We start from the raw sequence: 19,578 nt of genomic DNA on the forward strand, positions 1-19,578 counted from the left end.
GCTGTCGGCGTCGGCCTTCGGCCGAGGCCGACCTACGGCGACCCACTCACGACCACTGTGCCGGAACACTGGCGGGATACTGCCGGAAAGACGACCTCGCCAAGCGGCGTCGCGTCACCCCCGGTCGGCCAGCCGCGCCGCCGGCTCGTCCACCAGATCGACGAAATGGCGGTGCGCCCGGGCGGCGATGCCGCGGGCCTTGGCTTCGAGCGCGTCGAAGCCGAAGCCGGCGTCATCCGCGCTTTCCGGGAAGGCGGCGCGGATCAGGGCCTGGCGCAGGCCGGCGGGGGCTTTCTCGGCGACGAACCGGCCCTCGGTGGTCAGGCGCAGGAAGCCCTGGACGCGGCGCCACAGGGACAGCGCCGCGCACAAATCGTCCGCGACCCTGCCATCCAGCACTCCGGCGCGGGCCGCGGCGCGCAGGGACGCCGCGGCGTCGCCGCTGAGGATTTCCGGGTGCTCCGAGGCGTGGCGGAGCATCAGGTACTGGGCGACGAACTCCACGTCGATGGTGCCGCCGCGGACATACTTGATGTCCCATATGTCCGTCGTGCCGAACTCCTTGTCGATCCGGGCGCGCATCTCCGACACGTCGCGCAGCAGCTTGTCGGGATCACGCGGGCGCGTCAGCACCGCGCGCACGGCGGCCTCCAGGCGCTCGACGAGGCCGGGCGGCCCATGGATCACCCGGGCGCGGGTCAGCGCCATATGCTCCCAGGTCCAGGCGTCGTTCGCCTGGTAGCGGGAGAAGCTCTCCAGGCTGATCGCCAGGGGTCCGGCATTGCCGCTGGGGCGAAGCCGCATGTCAACCTCGTAGAGGCGGCCCTCGCCGGTCGGCGCCGTCACGGCGTTGATCATGCGCTGGGTCAGCCGGATGAAATACTCGTTCGGCGCCAGCGGCTTCTCGCCGTCGGACGTGCCCAGGTCCGGCGGCACGTCGTACACCATGATCAGGTCCAGGTCGGAGCGCAGGGTCATCTGGCGGCTGCCCAGCTTGCCCAGCGCCAGGATCGCCACCCCATGCCCGTCGAACCGGCCGTGGCGGCGGGCGAACTCCTCCGTCACGCGCGGCTCCAGGGCCGCCAGCCCGAGGTCGGCGACGTCGGACAGGAAGGGTCCGCAGCGCTCGCCGTCGGTGATGTTGCGCAGGATATGGATGCCGGCCCAGACGATCTGGTCGTTGGTCCAGCGCCGGGTGATGTTCAGCACATCCTCGAAATCGCGCGCCTGGCGCAGCAGCAGGCCGAGCTGCTCGGCCAGCGCATCGCGGGCCGGCAGCCCGTCGAAGAAGCCCGGCGTCAGGACCGCGTCGAGCCGGTTGGGGTTGCGGCTGAGCACTCCCGCGAGGCGCGGGGCGCTGCCCATGATCTCGGCCACCAGGTTCAGCAGGTTGGGGTTGCTGTAGAACATCGAGAAGAGCTGCACGCCGGCCGGCAGTCTTGCCAGGAACTCGTCGAAGCGGTTGAACGCGTCGTCCGGGTTCGCCGTGTCGCCCAGCGCCCGCAGCAGGGTCGGCGCCAGTTCGGTCAGCAGTTCCCGCGACCGGGTGCTTCGCGTCGCGCGGTAACGGCCATGGTGCCAGGCCCGAACCGCGGCGGCGACGGCGGACGGGTTGCCGAAGCCCATGGCGCGGAGCGTCGCCAGGGTGTCCGGATCGTCCTCGGTCCCGGTGAACACGAGGTTGCCCGCGCCGGCCAGGGGCGGCGCCTCCTCGAACAGGGCCGCGTAATGGTCCTCCACCAGGTCCAGCGTGCCGAGCAGGTCGGCGCGGAACGGCTCCGGCCCATCGTAGCCCATGAAGGCGGCCAGCGCCGCGATCCCGCCGTCGTCCGCCGGAAGCGTATGGGTCTGGCGGTCGTCCCTCATCTGGACTCGATGCTCGACCTTGCGCAGGAAGGCATAGGACCGGATCAGGTCGTCGGCGACCGAACGATCGATCCGTCCGGCCGCGACCAGCGCCAGCAGGCTCTCCACCGTGCCCGATGTCCGAAGGGTCGGGTCGCGGCCGCCGAAGATCAGCTGCTGGGTCTGGGCGAAGAACTCGATCTCCCGGATGCCGCCGCGGCCCAGCTTGACGTTGTGGCCGTTGACCGCGGTCGTCCGGTAGCCCCGGTGGGCGTTGATCTGGCGCTTGATCGAGTGGATGTCCTGGATCGCCGCGAAATCCAGGCTGCGGCGCCAGATGAAGGGGACCAGGAAGCGCAGGAAATGCGCCCCCGCCTCCAGGTCGCCGGCGACCGCGCGGGCCTTGATCATGGCCGCGCGCTCCCAGTTCTGGCCCAGGCTGCCGTAGTAGGATTCCGCCGCCGAGACCGAAACCGCCAGAGGCGTGGCGCCCGGATCCGGGCGCAAACGGAGATCCGTGCGGAAGACGTAGCCGTCCCGCGTACGTTCCTCCATAATGCGGACAAGATCGCGGGCGAGACGTACGAAGGTCCGGGCCATGTTGTCCGGCTGGGTAGTCTGGACGACATGATCGTCATAGAGGACGATCAGATCGATATCACTGGAATAATTGAGCTCTCGCGCCCCGAACTTGCCCATGGCCAGAACGATCAAACCGCTCCCGACCGACGGCCGCTCCGGTTCGGGAAGGATCAGCGCCCCGCCCGCCGCCGCTTTCGACAGCAGATGGTCGCAGGCCAGCCGGAGCGCGTCCTCCGCGAAGCTGCTGAGCGCCCCGGTCACGCGGGCAAGGTCCCAACCTCCGGCCATGTCGGCCAGCGCGGTGACCAGCGATACCCGGCGCTTGGCGACCCGCAGCCTCGCCATCAGGCGCGCCATGTCGCGTTCGCCGGCCAGTTCGGCGCCGACGGCTTCCAGTTCGGCCTCGAAACTGGCATCCCATCCCTCCGTCAGCATGCGCCGGGCGAAGGGCAGGTCCATCACCATGGCCTGGGTCAGGAAGGGGGAGTTTCCGAACACCGCCTCCAGCAGCCGGCGGCCGGCCGGGTCCTCGGCATATGCGCGGGCGAACGCGGCGGCCTCGGCGTCGGGGCAGCGGGCGGCCTGCTCAGCCCAGCGTTCCATCCCGAGGGAGGTCGCGTTGGGGTCGGCCGGCTTCGGCAGGGATGCTGGGTCGAAAAGGGCGTCGGCGGCTGTCATGGCGGCTGAACTGTTCGCTGCGGAGGTCCGGCGCGGGCCGGGGATGGGGTCGAGACTGCGCGCCGGAAGCGTGCGGGTCAACCGTGGCGCCGGGAACGGTGCCTGTATTTTCGCCAGGGGGACAGTCATCGGGATGGACGCGTCGAGGTGATCCGGAAGGCGGGACGATTTACCGGCCTCGTGCTGATCGAGGCCGTCAGCGCCGTCCTGATCGGGCTGACGGTCGTGGTGGCGCTGTTCCTGTGGCGTCTGTCCGGCGGTCCGATCCAGGTCGATTTCCTGACTCCGGTGATCGAGCAGACGCTGAACGACTCCCGGATGGGCGTCCGGGTCGACATCGGCGAGACCGTGCTGAACTGGGGCGGCACGGGGACCGAGGACGGGGAACACGCGTTCGACTTCCAGGCATTCGACATCCGCGCCCGCGATGTCCGGATCTACGGCCCGACCGGCGCGCTGATCGCGGCGGTGCCGGCGCTGGGCATCAGCTTCGACATGCGCGAACTGGTGCAGGGCCATGTCCAGCCGACCGTGCTCCGGGTTTTCCAGCCGGACATCCAGCTCCAACGCGCGGCGGACGGGACGGTCGACGTCGACGTCCGCACCGGCGACCTGCCGGTCGAGCATGGCGAGGTCGACGTGGTCGAGGAGGTGCTGGACGCGCTGCAGCAGCCGCCCGGCACCAGGCCCGGCCCGCTGTCGCGCCTGTCCGAGGTGCGGATTTCCGGTGCGCGCCTGACCCTGGACGACCGGCTGCTCGGCCAGGTCTGGCAGGCGCCGCGGGGCGACGTCATCCTTCGGCGCGACGAGGCGGGCCTGGGCGGCGACGCCCGGCTCGACGTGGAGATGGGCAACCGCGTCGTCCGGCTGGATGCCCGGCTCCGGTTCCGCAGCGCCGACGGGATCACCGAGGTGACGGGACGGTTCGGCAACCTGTCGCCGGCCGACCTGGCCGACCGGGCGCCCGCGCTGGCGGCACTGTCGGGCGTCGCCATGGTGCTGGACGGCAAGGCAGAGCTTCGCCTCGACCGCGCCTTCATCCCGATGGAGGCGCAGGTCGACGTCTCCGGCCGCGACGGTACCCTCACCCTGCCCGACTTTTATGCCGAACCGCTGAAACTGGCGGACGCGCGGCTGCGAGCCTCGTTCGACAGCCTGAAGCGCCGCGTCGTGGTGGACGAATTCACCGCGGCCCTCGGCCCGGATCGGAGCGGGCCGACCATCTCGCTGAACGCCGTCGCGGTCGATCTCGGCAACCGCAGGCTCGACGTGACCGGAACCGTCCAAGCCGCGGGCGTGCCGATCGACGAACTGCGCCGGCTGTGGCCCCGGGGCGTCGCCGTCAACCCGCGCACCTGGATCACCGAGAACCTGTCGGCCGGGCGCGCCGAGCAGGCCCGAGCGACCGCCCATGCGGTGATCGACCTGGACGCGCCCGACATGTCCAAGCTGGAATCCCTGGACAGCGAGATTCGGGTCAAGGGCGTGCAGGTCCGCTATTTCAAGGAGCTGCCGCCGGTCACCGGGGTGGACGGGGTGGTCCGGATCTCCCCGAGCACCCTGACCGTGGACGCCGAGGGCGGGCAGCTCCGCGACATGGCCGTGGGAGCATCGAAGGTCGTGATCACCGGGCTGGACCGCAAGGACCAGGCGATCGACATCGCGACCCCGGTCTCCGGCCCGCTGCGGACCGCGCTGGAGGTGCTCAACCACAAGCCGCTCGGCTTCCCCGACAAGCTGGGGCTGAAGCCGTCGTCGGTCGGCGGATCGGCCAGCGCGCGGCTGACCTTCAAGTTCCCGTTGTTCAACCGCCTGACGGTGGACGACATCGTGTTCGGCGCGAAGGGCAAGCTGTCGGACGTGTCGGTCAGCGGCCTGCTGCCCCGCCTGCCGGTGACGAGGGCGGACGGCGAGCTGGCGCTCGACCCGCAGAAGCTCGTGATCACCGGCAAGGCGAGGGTCAACGGCATTCCGGCCGATTTCAGCTGGATGGAAAGCTTCTCGTCCAAGGCCGACGTCCTGACCCGGATCACCGCGCGCGGCGAGGTGGGCGACGCCGACCGCGAGCGGCTGGGCTTTCCCACCCGGCCCTACCTGACCGGGCCGGTCGGCCTGGACGCCGTCTATACCGTCGCGAAGCCGGGTCAGGGCAGGCTCGCGGCCAACCTGGACCTGCGGGATGCCGGCATGGCGGTCGAACTCCTGGACTGGGCCAAGCGGCCGGGAACGCCAGGCACCGCCCGCGCGACGCTGGAACTGGCCAAGGGCGACGCCGTCCGCCTTTCCGACATCGCCGTGGACACGTCGGGGCTCAAGGCGACCGGTGCCGTGGACCTGGCGCCGGACGGCGCGGTCCGGGGCGTGACCATGGCCGGCCTGTCGCTTGGGGCGACGCGCCTTGCGGGCGACGCGGCGCCGATGGCGGGGGGCGGCTGGAAGGTGAACCTTTCCGGGCAGAGCCTGGACCTGCGCCCGCTCCACGGCGGGGAGAAGGGCAAGCCCGGGGACGGAGAGGACAAGGTTCCGCTCGAAGTGACGGCGGCACTGGGCCAGGTCGTCCTGGGCGAAGGGCGGAGCCTGCGCGAAGTCTCGGCGAATCTCCGGCGCGGCCAAGAGGGATGGACCGCGGCCCAGGTCAATGCCCGGGTCGGCCAGTCCGGTTCCCATCTGGTTCTCCAGTACGCGCCCGAGGCGGCTGGCCGCCGGCTGGTGCTGGAGACCGGCGACGCCGGCGCGATGCTGTACGCCCTGGACCTGTTCGACAATATCCGCGGCGGCAGCCTGACCATCGTCGGACACACAGACCCGTCCAAACCGGGCAGCCCGCTGGCCGGACGGATCGAGATGAACGATTATTCCATGGTCAACGCGCCGGTGCTGGCCCGGCTGCTCAACGCGGTGTCGCCCAGCGGCTTCGCCGAGCTCGTGGAGGGCCGCGGCCTGAACTTCGCCAAGCTGAACGGCGAGTTCAGCTGGGAGGAGCGGCAGGAGAAGGTGCGCTTCGACGACGTGCGCACCTCCGGATCGGCGCTGGGCCTGACCATGGAGGGAACCGTCGATGTCGGAGCCGAGCAGGCGGACCTTCAGGGCACCATCGTGCCGATCTATGGCCTGAACCGCCTGTTGGGCTCCATCCCCGTGCTGGGCGATATCCTGACCGGCGGCGAGGGCCAGGGGATCTTCGCCGCCACTTACCAGATCCAGGGGCCGCTGAACGACCCATCGGTCCGCGTCAATCCGCTGGCCGTGCTGGCACCGGGGTTCCTGCGCAACTTGTTCTTCCTGGACCACGATGCCGGCTCGGACAAGAAGAGCCCGTGGGTCTACGAGTATCCCGAGAGCGACTGAACCGGAGGGGAGGAGCGGACCGCCGGCTCACACCGCCTTGACCAGGGCGTGGCGCTTCTTGCCAGCCGACAGCTTCAGCACGCCTTCGGCGTTGAGGTCGCCCGTGCCGGTCACCTGCGTCTCCTCGACCACGACGGCGTCGTTCAGGCGGGCGCCGCCGCCCTTGATCAGGCGCTTGGCCTCGCCCTTCGACGCCGCGAGGTCGGCGCGGACCAGCAGGTCGATCACCGGGATGCCGGCATCGAGCTCGGCGCGGGCGATCCCGACCGTCGGCAGTCCCTCGGCCAGCCCGCCCTGCTCGAAGGTGCGCCGGGCGGTCTCGGCCGCTTCCTGCGCCGCGGCCTCGCCATGACACATCCGGGTCGTCTCGAACGCCAGGCGCTTCTTGGCCTCGTTGATCCCGGCCCCCTCCAGCCGCTCCAGGTCGGCGATCTCTTCCAGCGGCAGTTCGGTGAAGAGGCGCAGGAACCGGCCGACGTCGGCGTCCTCGGTATTGCGCCAGAACTGCCAGTAGTCGTACGGCGACAGCCGGTCGGCGTTGAGCCAGACGGCCCCGCCCAGGCTCTTGCCCATCTTGGTGCCCGACGCGGTCGTCATCAGCGGGGTGGTCAGGCCGAACAGGCCGGCCTGGTCGACCCGGCGGCCCAGCTCGACGCCGTTGACGATGTTGCCCCACTGGTCGGAGCCGCCCATCTGGAGCCGGCAGCCGACGCGGCGGTGCAGTTCCAGGAAGTCGTAGGCCTGGAGGATCATGTAGTTGAATTCCAGGAAGGTCATGGGCTGCTCACGCTCCAGCCGCAGCTTGACGCTGTCGAAGGTCAGCATGCGGTTGACCGTGAAATGCACGCCCATGTCGCGCAGGAACGTGATGTAGCCGAGCTTCTCCAGCCAGTCGGCGTTGTTGACCATGACGGCGTGGGTCGGCCCGTCGCCGAAGGTCAGGAACTGCCCGAACACCCGCTTGATGCCGTCCATGTTGGCCGAGATCTGCTCGTCGGTCAGCATCTTGCGGCTCTCGTCGCGGCCCGTCGGATCGCCGATCTTGGTGGTCCCGCCGCCCATCAGGACGATCGGCTTGTGCCCGCAGCGCTGCAGCCAGCGCAGCATCATGATCGACACCAGATGACCGACATGCAGGCTGTCCGCCGTGCAGTCGAAGCCGATATAGGCGGTCACGATCCCCTCGGAGGCCAGCGCGTCCAGGCCTTCCAGATCGGTGCACTGATGGATGAATCCGCGCGTGGTCAGGATGCGCAGGAATTCCGAACGGAGATCGCTCATCTCTAGGGTCCAGGTCTTGAAGGATGGTTCCGAGGGCGGCGTCTGTTAGCACAAACCGCCGGACCGGGCCAGCGGGGCTTGCGCGCCTTAGCCTTCCCATGGGAAACAGGGCGGCACCCGCCCTTCTTTTCCAGCACCATAGCAGCCATCATGACGCTTAACCCCGTTCGGACCGCCCTGGGCCTGATGAGCGGCACGTCGCTCGACGGCATCGACGCCGCGGTGATCCGCACCGACGGCCTCACCCATGTCGAAACCGGCGATTTCATCACCGTTCCCTACGAGGACGGTTTCCGCGAGCGGCTGCGCGCCTGCCTCGGCGGCCGGGGTCCCGTCGGGGAGGTCGAGCGCGAACTGACGGAACTGCATGCCGGCGTGGTCCGCCGGCTGGCGGAACGGACCGGTCCGATCGATCTGATCGGGTTCCACGGCCACACCATCCTGCACGCCCCCGAGCGCCGCCGTACATGGCAGATCGGCGACGGCGCGCTGCTGGCCTCGCTGACCGGCATTCCCGTGGTCCACGACTTCCGCAGCGCCGACGTGGCCGCCGGCGGCCAGGGGGCTCCCCTGGTCCCGCTGTACCACCAGGCGCTCTCGGCGGATCTGGACCGGCCCCTGGCGGTGCTGAACATCGGCGGCGTGGCCAACGTGACGTGGCTGGGCCGGCGTGGCGGCAAGGACGTGCTGGCTTTCGACACCGGCCCCGGCAACGCCCTGATCGACGACTGGGTCCTGTCCCGCACCGGCCGGCCGTTCGACGCCGACGGTGCCCTGGCGGCATCCGGCACCATCGACCAGGGCGTCCTGGCCCGCCTTCTGGCAGCACCCTATTTCAAGAAGCAGCCGCCGAAATCGCTCGACCGCGACGGTTTCGACGTTTCGCCGGTCGAGGCGCTGAACGCCGCCGACGGCGCCGCCACCCTGACCGCCTTCACCGCGGGCGCGGTCGCCCGCTCGGCGGCCCTGCTGCCCCAGCCGCCGCTGCGCTGGCTGGTGACCGGCGGCGGTCGCCTGAACGGCTTCCTGATGGACCTGCTGCGGGACATGCTGGGCGTGCCGGTCGAGCCGGTGGACAGCGTCGGCTGGCAGGGCGACGCGTTGGAGGCGCAAGCCTTCGCCTATCTGGCGGTCCGAAGCCGCGCCGGCCTGTCGCTCAGCGTGCCGGGCACCACCGGCGTTCCCCGCCCCCTCACCGGCGGGCGCTTCAACGAGCCCTAAGCGGGACGGTTTTCCGTACCAACCCACGTGCTGGTATGGCTTGATGTACCAATGCCACCCCCCGAGGGCGGCTGAGTACGTAAAACCATACCATGGCTACACTCCGGTACGGGATCGTCACCTACAAGGGCCTGCATGCCGGAACCCTTACCGAGGAACCGGCGGGCGGAACGCGTTTCGAGTATGCCGACGGGTTCCGCGAAACCATCGGCTTCGCCCTCCCGGCCGCTCGGCCGAGCCACGATGATCCCCACGGTCTCATCCCGTTCTTCGCCCATCTCGGTCCGGAAGGATGGCTGAGGCAGCGCCAGAGCGCCTATGCGGAAATCGACGGTGCGGACGATTTCGGCATCCTCCTGGCCTACGTCCGCGACTGCGTCGGCGCGGTCGGGATAGAAGACCCTGCCGGACATCCCGCAAGCAACGCTCCCAAGGTGGCGGCGGCGTCTCTGGATCGCGCCGCGACATCGGTCGAACTGGACCAGCCGCTCGGCCTGCCCGAGGAGCAGGCCGCGGCCTATCGGGGGACGGTGCGCGAAGCCTGGAGGAGGCTCTATGGATAAGCTTCCCTCGCTGCGCCGCATCGGCCGGATGGCCCGGGAACGACGGGTCGCGGAGCGGCTGTCGCAGAAGGAGCTTGCCGAACTGGCCGGCGTCCACCACGCCACCGTCGTCGCGCTGGAGAAGGGCGAAGGCACCCTGCGCCTGGTCAATGCCTGGCGCGTGCTCGGCGTGCTGGGGCTGGCGGAGGCCGGCCCGGGCGGAGAGGACCCGGAAAGCTGACGGCCGCCTATTCGGCGACCGCCGCCATGCGGCTTCCCAGGGCGCCGTCCAGGTAGTCGTCCACGTGCTTGTCGAGCGCTTCCACATGGTTGGAGAACAGGTGGGTGGCGCCGTCCACGACCTTGTACTCGATCCGGATGTCGCGCTGGTGCGACAGCTTGTTGACCAGCTTGTGGACCGAGTTCTCCGGCACCAGCTCGTCCTTGTTGCCGTGGACGATCAGCCCCGAGGACGGGCACGGCGCGAGGAAGCTGAAGTCGAACGAATTGGCCGGCGGAGCGACCGAGATGAAGCCGTCGATTTCCGGGCGGCGCATCAGGAGCTGCATGCCGATCCAGGCGCCGAACGAATGCCCGGCGATCCAGCAGGCCGACGCGTTGGGATTGAAGGTCTGGAGCCAGTCGAGCGCCGAGGCCGCGTCGCTCAGTTCCCCCTCGCCCCGGTCGTAGCTGCCCTGGCTTCGCCCGACACCCCGGAAATTGAACCGCAGCGTCGAGAAGCCGCGCCGGCCGAACGCATGGAACAGGGTGTAGACCACCCGGTTGTTCATGGTTCCGCCGTGATGGGGATGGGGGTGCAGGAACAGCGCGACGGGAGCGTTGGGCTGCTTGCCGTGAACATACCGGCCTTCGATCCGTCCGGCCGGTCCATTGATCATTACTTCGGGCATTGCGGTGTGGGTCCCGGCGAAAACAGGTTGTCCCATACCTGGCGGCATGGGCGGCGGGGCTCGAGAAAAATCCCGGCCAGGGAAAGACCGAGGCGGAGGGTAGGATATTCACCAGAGCATGAGAAGATCCCGCCGTTGCAATACTTGACCACTCCACTGGGTCATCATATATCGGAAGATACTTCCAACGTCATCAAGCGGGTATCGCCTAGACGTTGGTCATACCAGTCCGACAAGACCGCCGACTATATCACAGCGAGTAACCGAGTGATCAAGCATCTTCGCAAGCAAATCCATGGCGGGATCACCGGGACATCGCGGGGGTAGTGCCGATGCACCGCCCGGGAACAGGAACAGGGAGGCCGACGTGAGACTGAGCACCAAGGGGCGGTATGCCGTGATGGCGATGGTCGATCTTGCAAGCAGCAGCCGCGGCGGCCCGATCGCGCTTGCGGACATCGCCGAGCGCCAGGAGATCTCGCTCTCATACCTGGAGCAGCTGTTCGCCAAGCTGCGCAAGGGCGGCCTCGTCAAGAGCGTCCGCGGTCCCGGCGGCGGTTATCTCCTGGCCCATCCGGCCGACGCGATGCGGATCTCCGACATCATCCTGGCGGTCGACGAGCCGATCCGCGCCACCCGCTGCGCCGCCGGGTCCCCGGCCGGCTGCAGGACCAACCGCAGCCGCTGCCTGACCCACGACCTGTGGGAGGAGTTGGGCAACCAGATCCATCTTTATCTCAGCAGCGTCACCGTCGCCGACGTCTGCCAGCGCCGCATCCTCGGCTCGTCCCACGTCATGCTGCCGGAAGCGGTCAGCGAGCCCCGGGCGGCGGCGGCCGAATAGGAACCCGGCAGCTGAAGAGTCCGACCCAGATGCCCGACACCGCCTATCTCGACTACAACGCGACCGCACCCATCCTGCCCGCCGTGCGCGAAGCCGTGATGGCGGCGCTGGAAGTCGCCGGCAACCCTTCCTCCGTCCATGGTTTCGGCCGGCGCGCGCGCCGGCTGGTGGAGGATGCGCGGGCCGAGGTGGCGGCGCTGGCCGGCGTCGCCCCGGCGCGAGTCGTGTTCACGTCGGGCGGGACCGAGGCGAACACGGCGGCGTTGGCCACGGCATCCGCGAGGGGGAGCGGCCGCCGCGTGCTGGTGTCGGCGATCGAGCATGACTCGGTGCTGGAGACCGTTCCCGATGCGGAGCGGATCCCGGTCACGCCGGACGGCACGGTCGACCTCGCGGCGCTCGACCGGATGCTGGCGCGGGGCGGCGGTACGGCCCTGGTCTCGGTCATGCTGGTCAACAACGAGACCGGCGTGATCCAGCCGGTTGCCGAGGCGTCGCGCCTCGCCCGCGCCCACGGCGCGCTGTTCCATTGCGACGCGGTGCAGGGGGCCGGCCGCGTCGCCATCGACGCCGACCCGCTGGGAATCGACCTGATGACCCTGTCGGCCCACAAGCTGGGCGGTCCCCACGGCGTGGGCGCCCTGGTGGTGCGGGACGGCATTCCGATCACCCCCGTGCTCCGCGGCGGCGGGCAGGAACAGCGCCGCCGGGCCGGCACCGAGAATGTCGCCGGGATCGCCGGGTTCGGCGTCGCCGCCAGGATCGCCCGGAACGCCGCGGACGGGACGGACCGGCTGGGTCGGCTGCGCGACGGGCTGGAGCGAAGCATCGCCGGAGCGGCGGAGGCTGCCGGCGTGCCGATGATGATCCATGGCAGGGCAGCACCGCGGGTGGCGAACACCACCTGCGTGTCGATGCCGGGCATCCCCAGCGAAACGCAGATCATGGCGCTGGACCTGGCCGGCGTGGCGGTCAGCGCCGGCTCGGCCTGCTCCAGCGGCAAGGTCAAGCCGTCGCACGTGCTGACCGCGATGGGCGTGGATGCCGGCGGGGCGTCCTCCGCCATCCGGGTCAGCCTGGGTTGGGCGACGAAGCCGGAGGACGTCGACCGTTTCGTGGATGCCTGGAGCGCGCTGTGCCGCCGCCGGGCGCGCGCCCTGGCCGGGCCCTGACGGTTTGCCAAACGGTCTGGCCGCGACGTATGGCGTTGCCCGGAAGGCACCTTATCTGTAAAGACGCAGGATCTGTAAAGACGCAGGCCAGCCCGCGGGGTACGGGTTCCGTCACCGCGGGCACAGGCTCCATGACATTCAAAAGCGATGCGGCATGATTGAACGCAAGGGCGGCGGGCCACGCGGCGGCTCGGGAAAAGGCAGGATCGGCGGCGGGCCTGGAACGGTGGCGGGAGACCTGGTCCCGTGCTGGCTCTGCTCGCATTCGGTCTCGCCGCGCGCGCTGTTCTGCCACAACTGCGGCACGGTGCAGCCGCCGCGCTCGATCGATCCGTTCACGCGGCTGGGGCTGCCGGTCCGCTTCGACCTCGACCCCGCGGCGCTGGAGCGGCAGTTCGCCGGCTTCCGCCGGACCCTCGCGCCGGAACGGTTCGAGAGCAAGGGCCCGCGGGAGAAATCCAACGCGCGGGCGCAATTCGACACCTTCAGGCACGCCTACGACACGCTGCGCGATCCGATCCGCCGCGCCCGGTTCCTGCTCGACATCGCCCATGGCGCCGGCGCCGCGCAGCCGCCCCCCGCCGATCCGGAGATTGACGGGATGGAGGCGGCCCTGGCGGATGCCGGCGACACGGCGGAACTGGACAGGGTGGCCAACCAAGCCGCGCGCGGCACGGAGCAATGCATCCACGACCTGTCGTCCGCGTTCCGCGCCGAGGACCTGGACGCCGCTGCACGCATCGTCCACCGGCTGGAACGGCTCGAAGCGCTCGCTGGCGCGGCGCGGCAGCGGCGTCCCGGCCTGCGCGGCGACGCTCCCTGAGACGGTCCGCGGGGAGACACGCCGGAAGGACACGCGGGGGAATTCGGTGGAAATAATGAAGGATTCGCTTGACGGGGCGATAGGTCGAACCTTTAGTCCCGCGTCTCGGGTTTTCGACCGGTAAGAGAAGAACGACGGAGTTGTGGCATCATGCCGAAGATCACATTCATCGACACCGAGGGCAACAAGCGCGACGTGGATGCGCCCCTGGGCCTGTCGGTGCTGGAAATCGCCCATCGCAACGACATCGACCTGGAAGGGGCGTGCGAGGGCTCGTTGGCCTGCTCGACCTGCCACGTGATCGTCGAACCCGAATGGTACGACCTGCTGACCGACGCGTCCGAGGACGAGGAGGATATGCTGGACCTCGCCTTCGGCCTGACCAAGACCTCCCGCCTGGGCTGCCAGATCATCATGTCCGAGGAGCTTGACGGCCTGACCGTCCGGCTGCCGTCCGGCACGCGCAACATGATGGGCTGACGCCCGATGGCCGCACGCCTGTTCGACCGCCTGAAGGAGGCGGCGGGACCGGAATGGACGGGCTATACCCGCCACGAGTTCGTCCGCCGGCTGGGCGACGGCAGCCTGCCCGAAGCCTCGTTCCGCCATTACCTGATCCAGGATTACCTGTTCCTGATCCATTTCGCCCGCGCCTACGCGCTGGCGGTCTACAAGAGCGACACCCTGGCCGACATGCGGCAGGCGGGCGCGTCGCTCTCGGCGATCCTGGACCTGGAAATGGGGCTGCACGTCCGGTTCTGCGCCGGATGGGGCCTGGACGAAGCGGCCATGGCGGCCTCTCCCGAGGCGACCGGCACCTTGGCCTATACCCGCTACGTGCTGGAACGCGGCACGGCCGGCGACCTGCTCGACCTGCACGTGGCGCTGGCGCCCTGCATCGTCGGCTACGCGGAGATCGCGGCGGAACTGACGGCCGATCCGGCGACGCGCCTGGAGGGAAACCCCTACCGCGCCTGGATCGAGATGTATGCCGGCGAGGAATACCGGTCGGTCGCGGCCGCCGAGGTCGCCCAGCTCGACGGCCTGTACGGGCGGCGCGGCGGGGAGGCGCGGTTCCCCGATCTGGCCCGCACCTTCACGACCGCGAGCCGGCTGGAGGCCGGATTCTGGGAGATGGGCCTGAAGCTGCTGCCCTGAGCGTGCCGCAGTTGGCGGCAATCTTGATTAACCGCGTCTTCACCATATTGGGCCAGGGTCGGGGCATCCTTTCCCCTGGCCCTCCCTCCGGTGAGTCTCCATGACCTTCCATGACCGGCCGATCGGCATCTTCGACAGCGGTGTCGGCGGCCTGACCGTGCTGCGGGCGCTCCGCGAGCGGCTGCCGACCGAGCAGCTGCTCTACCTGGGCGACACCGCCCGCCTGCCCTACGGCACCAAGAGCCCCGAGACGATCGCCCGCTACGCGGTCCAGGCGGCGGGGCTGCTGGTCGGGCGCGGCGTCAAGCTGCTGGTAATCGCCTGCAACACCGCGTCGGCCCACGCGCTCGACGCGCTCCGCGACGCCTATCCCCAGATCGAGGTGACCGGCGTGATCGAGCCGGGCGCCGAGGCGGCCTGCGCCGCATCGGCCAGCGGGCGGATCGCGGTGATCGCGACCGAGAGCACGGCGCGGGCCGGCGCCTACGAGGCGGCGATCCGCCGGATCCGGGGCGACGCCGACGTCGCCACCCAGGCCTGCTCGGTGTTCGTGGCGCTCGCGGAGGAAGGCTGGCTCGACGGGCCGGTGGCCGAAGCCGCCGCGCGGCGCTATCTGGCGCCCCTGTTCGCGGACAAGGACGCCGGCTCCAGGCCGGATACCCTGGTGCTGGGCTGCACCCATTTCCCGCTTCTGAGTCCCGTGCTGGAGACGGTGGTCGGCCCCGGCGTGGCCCTGGTGGACAGCGCCCGCACAACCGCCGACAGGGTCGCCCTGATGCTGGAGCGCGCAGGGGTCGCCTCCCGCAGCTTGCATTTCCCGGCGGAGATCCGCCTGCTGGCGACCGACGCTCCCGACCGCTTCGCCCGCGTCGCCGCGAACTTCCTGCCCTTCCCGATCACGCCGGCCATGGTGGAGCTGGTCGACCTGCAGCAGGCTTCCCCAATGACCGGACCTGCCCTGCCGTCCCGGCCGCTGGAAGTTTGATTTCGGGGTCCCCTCGGCTTGACTTCTCCGGATGGCCTGCCTATAAACCCGCTTCCGCCGGGCGGAGGTGCCGTCCGGACCTGGTTTTTGTGTTCACAGAGTTAAGGACCTGTCCGATGGCACGACGTTGCGCCGTGACCGGCAAGGGCGTGATGTTTGGCAACAACGTCAGCCACGCCAACAACAAGAATCGCCGCCGCTTTCATCCGAACCTGCAGGAAACCTCGCTGCTGAGCGACGCTCTGGGCAGCATGGTCCGCCTGCGCCTGTCGACCAACGCGATCCGCACGATCGAGCACAAGGGCGGCCTCGACGCCTTCCTGCTCGACACCAAGGACGCGACCCTGAGCCTCGAAGCGCGCCGCATCAAGCGCCGCATCGCTGCCAAGGTCGAGCAGCAGCAGACCGCCGCCTGACCGGCCGGACGGTTCCCCGGCGAGGGAGCCGGCACCGGGATCGGCAGCATTGAGTTCGTTGGATTGGAGCCGGCCGCGCAAGCGTGCCGGCTCCAGTCTTTTCCGGCCCGTGGCGTCCGGGACTTCGCCGGCCGCGACCCAGCCCATAACCGCCCTTTCTCGCTCCGTTTCCGCGCGCTATTCTGCCGCAGTCCATTTGACCGATTCGTTCCAACAGCTTCGGAAAAGCCCGCCCCATGCAGACACATCCCGACTTTCCGAACCTGTTCATCCTGAGCCATCCGCTGATCCAGCATAAACTCAGCCATATGCGCGACCGGAACCGCTCGACCATGGGGTTCCGTGCCCTCCTGAAGGAGATCGCGCTGCTGATGGGTTATGAGATCACCCGCGACCTGCCCATGACGACGGAGCGGATCGAGACTCCGCTGGCGCCGATGGATGCCCCGGTGCTGGCCGGCAAGAAGCTCGCCATCGTGCCGATCCTGCGCGCCGGCCTGGGCATGGCCCAGGGCCTGCACGAGTTGGTGCCGTCCGCGCGCGAGGGCCATATCGGCCTTTACCGCGACCACGAGACGAAGCAGCCGGTGGAGTATCTGGTCAAGCTGCCGGAGCCCGAGGGCCGCATCTTCGTCCTGGTCGACCCCATGCTGGCGACCGGCAACTCCGCCGCCTATGCCTGCGACGTGCTGAACCGCCACGGCGTCGAGGACCGCAACATCCGCTTCATGGCCCTGGTCGCGGCGCCGGAAGGCGTGCGCGTGTTCCAGAAGTCGCACCCCGACGTGGCGGTCTTCACCGCGGCGCTCGACAGCCACCTGGACGAGAACGCCTATATCGTCCCTGGCCTGGGCGACGCCGGCGACCGGATGTTCGGCACCAAGTAGCCCCGCTCCCGGCGCGGACCTGCCCCGAACCGGGGCGGGTGCGTCGATCTTGTCATTGCGACTTATTAGCAGCATATGGAACGATAGCGGTTTCCCGGTGAACCCCGTTCCAGCGAAGTCGAATCCTTGACCCTCAACGCCCTGAGCACCGCCGCCGACCGAGTCCGCCATCGCCTGCTGCCGAGCGGCTGGACGGCCGCCACCCTGCTGATCGCCTGCCTTGTGGCCCTTCCGGTGGTGGTGGTGGTGAGTCGTATCTTCATCCCGACCGACGGCGTATGGTCCCACCTCGCCTCAACGGTGCTGCCCTATTACCTGGGCAACACGGTGAAGCTGGTCCTGGGCGTCGGGGCCGGCACGCTGGTGATCGGCGTCGGAACGGCCTGGCTGGTAACCATGTGCCGGTTTCCCGGCAGCCGCGTGCTGGAATGGGCGCTCCTGCTGCCCATGGCGGTTCCGGCCTATGTCATGGCCTATGTCTATACCGACCTGCTGCAGTTCGTAGGACCGGTGCAGACGACGCTGCGCGAGCTGACCGGCTGGACCCGCCACGACTACTGGTTCCCCAACATCCGATCGCTGGGTGGCGCCGTCGCGATGCTGACGCTGGTGCTGTACCCCTACGTCTATCTGCTGTCGCGCGCCGCCTTCCTGGAACAGTCGGTCTGCGTGCTGGAGGTCAGCCGGACCCTGGGGCGAGGCCCCTACCGCAGCTTCTTCGGCGTGGCGCTGCCCCTGGCGCGGCCGGCCATCGTCGCGGGGCTGGCGCTGGTCCTGATGGAAGTGCTGGCCGACTTCGGCACGGTACAGTACTTCGCCGTGGACACCTTCACCACCGGCATCTACCGGACCTGGTTCGCCATGGGCCAGCCGGTCGCGGCGGCGCAGCTCGCCTCCGTGCTGATGCTGTTCGTGCTGGTGCTGATGCTGATGGAGCGCTGGTCGCGGGGGGCCGCCAAGTTCCACCACACCACCAGCCGGTACCGCCGCCTGCCCAGCTATCGCCTGCGCGGCCTGCGTGGCGCCGCGGCGCTGGCGGCCTGCACGCTGCCGCTGCTGCTGGGCTTCTTCGTGCCCGCGGCGGCGCTGCTGGACTTCACCTTCGAGGAAGGCGACGCGCTGCTGGGGCGGATGTTCTGGACCCTGGCGACCAACAGCATCGTGCTGGCGGCGCTGACCTCCGTCCTGGCGGTCACCCTGGCCGTCGTCCTCGCCTACGGGCTGCGGCTCCGCCCCTCCCCCGTCCTGAAAGGCGCCGTGCGGGTCGCCTCGATGGGCTACGCGGTGCCGGGCTCGGTGATCGCCATCGGCGTGCTGATCCCGTTCGCCCGGCTGGACAACGCGCTCGACGCCTTCATGGTGGAGCATTTCGGCATCTCCACCGGCCTGCTGCTGAGCGGCACGATCGCGGCGCTGGTGTTCGCCTATCTGGTCCGCTTCCTGGCCGTGTCGTTCAACACGATCGAGGCCAGCCTGGGCAAGATCCGGCCCAACATGGACCAGGCCTCCCGCGTGCTGGGCCAGACCCCGTCGCGCACGCTGGTCAAGGTCCACGCGCCGCTGATGCTGGGCAGCCTGCTGACGGCGGGCCTGCTGGTGTTCGTCGACGTGATGAAGGAGCTGCCCGCGACCCTGATCGTCCGCCCCTTCAACTTCGACACGCTGGCGGTGCGCACATACCAGTTGGCCGCCGACGAGCGCCTGGCCGAAGCGTCGGCCCCGGCGCTGGCGATCGTCGCCGTCGGCATCCTGCCGGTGATCCTGCTGAGCATCGCCATCACCCGCTCGCGGCCCGGCCACGCGGAGGATTGAGGCGGATCGGAACGCCCCTTCAATAAATCCCCGGCACCCACCGCTGATCCGACTTCGCCGGGCGCTTGTATCCCGTGTCCTCCTGCCGCGGCGGCAGTTCCAGCGCTTCGGGCAGCAGGTCCTTGTAGGGGATCTGGCGGAGCAGGTGGGCGATGCAGTTCAGGCGGGCGCGCTTCTTGTTGTCGGCGTCGACGATGTACCAGGGCGTGCGCTTCAGGTCGGTGTGCTTCAGCATGACGTCCTTGGCCTGGGAGTACTCGACCCAGTGCTTGCGCGACTCCAGGTCCATCGGGCTCAGCTTCCAGCGCTTGATCGGGTTGGTGGTGCGCTCGATGAAGCGGCGCTCCTGCTCCTCGTCGCTGACCGAGAACCAGTACTTGATCAGGATGATGCCGGACTCCACCAGCATCTCCTCGAACAGCGGGCAGGAGCGCAGGAACTCCTTGTATTCGTCGTCGGTGCAGAAGCCCATCACCTTCTCGACGCCGGCGCGGTTGTACCAGCTGCGGTCGAACAGGACGATCTCTCCCTTGGCGGGCAGCTGGGCGGCGTAGCGCTGGAAGTACCATTGCCCCCGCTCCTTCTCGGTCGGGGTGCCCAGCGCCACGATTCGGCAGACGCGCGGGTTCAGACTCTCGGCGATGCGCTTGATCACGCCGCCCTTGCCGGCCGCGTCGCGTCCCTCGAAGATGATGCAGACCTTCAGCCCCTCGACCCGCACCCATTCCTGGAGCTTGATCAGCTCGAACTGCAGCTTCGCCAGCTCGTCGACGTACTTGTACTTCTTCACCGGTTTGCCCGGCACGTGACCGGTCGCCATGTCGTGCCAGTGGGCCTCGACCGCGGCGACCTCCCGGGCGTCGCGCAGCACCTCCCCCGCCAGTTCCAGGACCGCCTTCTTCTTTTTCTTCCCGCCCGTCTTCACGTCGCCCATGGCCGCATCCACCCGGTGGCTGGTTCCAATCATGTCAACAGTATTACAACCGAATCGACTGACGGGAGGATGGGACACATTACCGCTGCCGCGGAACAGCGGGCGGCATGGCGCTAAAAGGTATCTTTACCGTTACCGG

At 69.1% G+C, this 19,578-nt stretch carries 17 protein-coding genes; 13 read left to right on the forward strand and 4 right to left on the reverse strand.

Translation table 11 applies throughout. The features are described from left to right. Positions 1 to 114: 114 nt before the first annotated feature. Positions 115 to 3,105, reverse strand: coding sequence for a bifunctional [glutamine synthetase] adenylyltransferase/[glutamine synthetase]-adenylyl-L-tyrosine phosphorylase (locus tag JL101_RS19870; protein ID WP_203097669.1), 2,991 nt, complete (start codon positions 3,103 to 3,105; stop codon positions 115 to 117). Between the two features lie 147 nt (positions 3,106 to 3,252). On the opposite strand from JL101_RS19870, the gene JL101_RS19875 reads away from it, so the two are divergent. Further along, a complete protein-coding gene (locus tag JL101_RS19875; RefSeq protein WP_203097668.1) occupies positions 3,253 to 6,453 on the forward strand; it encodes a YhdP family protein in 3,201 nt (1,066 codons plus the stop codon). A 27-nt stretch (positions 6,454 to 6,480) separates the two neighbouring features. On the opposite strand, the gene tyrS is transcribed toward JL101_RS19875, so the two are convergent. Continuing rightward, positions 6,481 to 7,734, reverse strand: coding sequence for a tyrosine--tRNA ligase (gene tyrS, locus JL101_RS19880; protein ID WP_203097667.1), 1,254 nt, complete (start codon positions 7,732 to 7,734; stop codon positions 6,481 to 6,483). A 150-nt stretch (positions 7,735 to 7,884) separates the two neighbouring features. Here tyrS and JL101_RS19885 point away from each other — a divergent pair, with 150 nt between their 5' ends. The 3 genes from JL101_RS19885 (at position 7,885) to JL101_RS19895 (ending at position 9,738) form a co-directional block, all read left to right on the forward strand. Then, complete coding sequence (locus tag JL101_RS19885) at positions 7,885 to 8,955, forward strand: anhydro-N-acetylmuramic acid kinase (protein WP_203097666.1); 1,071 nt, start codon at positions 7,885 to 7,887, stop codon at positions 8,953 to 8,955. Between the two features lie 92 nt (positions 8,956 to 9,047). Then, a complete protein-coding gene (locus tag JL101_RS19890; protein ID WP_203097665.1) occupies positions 9,048 to 9,518 on the forward strand; it encodes a HipA N-terminal domain-containing protein in 471 nt (156 codons plus the stop codon). Then, the gene (locus tag JL101_RS19895) at positions 9,511 to 9,738 is read left to right on the forward strand and encodes a helix-turn-helix transcriptional regulator (protein WP_203097664.1); all 228 of its coding nucleotides are present in this window, start codon (positions 9,511 to 9,513) and stop codon (positions 9,736 to 9,738) included. The genes JL101_RS19890 and JL101_RS19895 overlap by 8 nt, the downstream gene beginning before the upstream one ends. Before the next feature lie 7 nt (positions 9,739 to 9,745). Here the strand turns inward: JL101_RS19895 and JL101_RS19900 are convergent, their stop codons facing one another. Next, the gene (locus tag JL101_RS19900; RefSeq protein WP_203097663.1) at positions 9,746 to 10,408 is read right to left on the reverse strand and encodes an alpha/beta hydrolase; all 663 of its coding nucleotides are present in this window, start codon (positions 10,406 to 10,408) and stop codon (positions 9,746 to 9,748) included. A gap of 367 nt (positions 10,409 to 10,775) precedes the next feature. Here JL101_RS19900 and JL101_RS19905 point away from each other — a divergent pair, with 367 nt between their 5' ends. The 9 genes from JL101_RS19905 to JL101_RS19945 all read left to right on the forward strand — a co-directional run bounded on the left by JL101_RS19905 (position 10,776) and on the right by JL101_RS19945 (position 18,505). Then, positions 10,776 to 11,252 carry an Rrf2 family transcriptional regulator gene (locus JL101_RS19905; RefSeq protein ID WP_203097662.1) on the forward strand — a complete coding sequence of 159 codons (477 nt, stop codon included), beginning with the start codon at positions 10,776 to 10,778 and terminating at the stop codon, positions 11,250 to 11,252. 29 nt (positions 11,253 to 11,281) lie between these two features. Then, positions 11,282 to 12,424: a cysteine desulfurase family protein gene (locus tag JL101_RS19910; RefSeq protein ID WP_203097661.1), complete on the forward strand. Its 1,143-nt coding sequence runs from the start codon at positions 11,282 to 11,284 to the stop codon at positions 12,422 to 12,424. A gap of 154 nt (positions 12,425 to 12,578) precedes the next feature. After that, the gene (locus JL101_RS19915) at positions 12,579 to 13,247 is read left to right on the forward strand and encodes a molecular chaperone DnaJ (RefSeq protein ID WP_203097660.1); all 669 of its coding nucleotides are present in this window, start codon (positions 12,579 to 12,581) and stop codon (positions 13,245 to 13,247) included. Positions 13,248 to 13,397: 150 nt separating this feature from the next. Beyond that, positions 13,398 to 13,727, forward strand: a complete 330-nt coding sequence (locus JL101_RS19920; RefSeq protein ID WP_158046668.1) for a ferredoxin family 2Fe-2S iron-sulfur cluster binding protein — start codon at positions 13,398 to 13,400, stop codon at positions 13,725 to 13,727. 6 nt (positions 13,728 to 13,733) lie between these two features. After that, on the forward strand, positions 13,734 to 14,405 hold the full coding sequence (gene tenA, locus JL101_RS19925) for a thiaminase II (RefSeq protein WP_203097659.1): 672 nt from the start codon (positions 13,734 to 13,736) through the stop codon (positions 14,403 to 14,405). Between the two features lie 100 nt (positions 14,406 to 14,505). Next, a complete protein-coding gene (gene murI / locus JL101_RS19930) occupies positions 14,506 to 15,390 on the forward strand; it encodes a glutamate racemase (protein ID WP_203097658.1) in 885 nt (294 codons plus the stop codon). Between the two features lie 116 nt (positions 15,391 to 15,506). After that, complete coding sequence (gene rpmB / locus JL101_RS19935; RefSeq protein WP_203097657.1) at positions 15,507 to 15,806, forward strand: 50S ribosomal protein L28; 300 nt, start codon at positions 15,507 to 15,509, stop codon at positions 15,804 to 15,806. Positions 15,807 to 16,042: 236 nt separating this feature from the next. Further along, positions 16,043 to 16,693, forward strand: coding sequence for a uracil phosphoribosyltransferase (gene upp, locus JL101_RS19940; protein WP_158046673.1), 651 nt, complete (start codon positions 16,043 to 16,045; stop codon positions 16,691 to 16,693). A 126-nt stretch (positions 16,694 to 16,819) separates the two neighbouring features. Continuing rightward, the gene (locus JL101_RS19945; RefSeq protein WP_203097656.1) at positions 16,820 to 18,505 is read left to right on the forward strand and encodes an ABC transporter permease; all 1,686 of its coding nucleotides are present in this window, start codon (positions 16,820 to 16,822) and stop codon (positions 18,503 to 18,505) included. A gap of 19 nt (positions 18,506 to 18,524) precedes the next feature. Here JL101_RS19945 and ppk2 read toward each other — a convergent pair whose 3' ends face one another. Further along, positions 18,525 to 19,472, reverse strand: a complete 948-nt coding sequence (gene ppk2 / locus JL101_RS19950) for a polyphosphate kinase 2 (protein WP_228434990.1) — start codon at positions 19,470 to 19,472, stop codon at positions 18,525 to 18,527. Positions 19,473 to 19,578 lie beyond the last annotated feature (106 nt).

It is taken from the genome of Skermanella rosea, from assembly GCF_016806835.2.
GTDB lineage: Bacteria > Pseudomonadota > Alphaproteobacteria > Azospirillales > Azospirillaceae > Skermanella > Skermanella rosea.

Bases quoted from the DNA above. Each gene is read 5' to 3' on its own strand.
- JL101_RS19870 (WP_203097669.1), bottom strand. From the start codon at position 3,105: ATGACAGCCGCCGACGCCCTTTTCGACCCAGCATCCCTGCCGAAGCCG.
- tyrS (WP_203097667.1), bottom strand. From the start codon at position 7,734: ATGAGCGATCTCCGTTCGGAATTCCTGCGCATCCTGACCACGCGCGGA.
- JL101_RS19885 (WP_203097666.1), top strand. From the start codon at position 7,885: ATGACGCTTAACCCCGTTCGGACCGCCCTGGGCCTGATGAGCGGCACG.
- JL101_RS19890 (WP_203097665.1), top strand. From the start codon at position 9,048: ATGGCTACACTCCGGTACGGGATCGTCACCTACAAGGGCCTGCATGCC.
- JL101_RS19895 (WP_203097664.1), top strand. From the start codon at position 9,511: ATGGATAAGCTTCCCTCGCTGCGCCGCATCGGCCGGATGGCCCGGGAA.
- JL101_RS19900 (WP_203097663.1), bottom strand. From the start codon at position 10,408: ATGCCCGAAGTAATGATCAATGGACCGGCCGGACGGATCGAAGGCCGG.
- JL101_RS19910 (WP_203097661.1), top strand. From the start codon at position 11,282: ATGCCCGACACCGCCTATCTCGACTACAACGCGACCGCACCCATCCTG.
- JL101_RS19915 (WP_203097660.1), top strand. From the start codon at position 12,579: ATGATTGAACGCAAGGGCGGCGGGCCACGCGGCGGCTCGGGAAAAGGC.
- JL101_RS19920 (WP_158046668.1), top strand. From the start codon at position 13,398: ATGCCGAAGATCACATTCATCGACACCGAGGGCAACAAGCGCGACGTG.
- tenA (WP_203097659.1), top strand. From the start codon at position 13,734: ATGGCCGCACGCCTGTTCGACCGCCTGAAGGAGGCGGCGGGACCGGAA.
- murI (WP_203097658.1), top strand. From the start codon at position 14,506: ATGACCTTCCATGACCGGCCGATCGGCATCTTCGACAGCGGTGTCGGC.
- rpmB (WP_203097657.1), top strand. From the start codon at position 15,507: ATGGCACGACGTTGCGCCGTGACCGGCAAGGGCGTGATGTTTGGCAAC.
- upp (WP_158046673.1), top strand. From the start codon at position 16,043: ATGCAGACACATCCCGACTTTCCGAACCTGTTCATCCTGAGCCATCCG.
- ppk2 (WP_228434990.1), bottom strand. From the start codon at position 19,472: ATGATTGGAACCAGCCACCGGGTGGATGCGGCCATGGGCGACGTGAAG.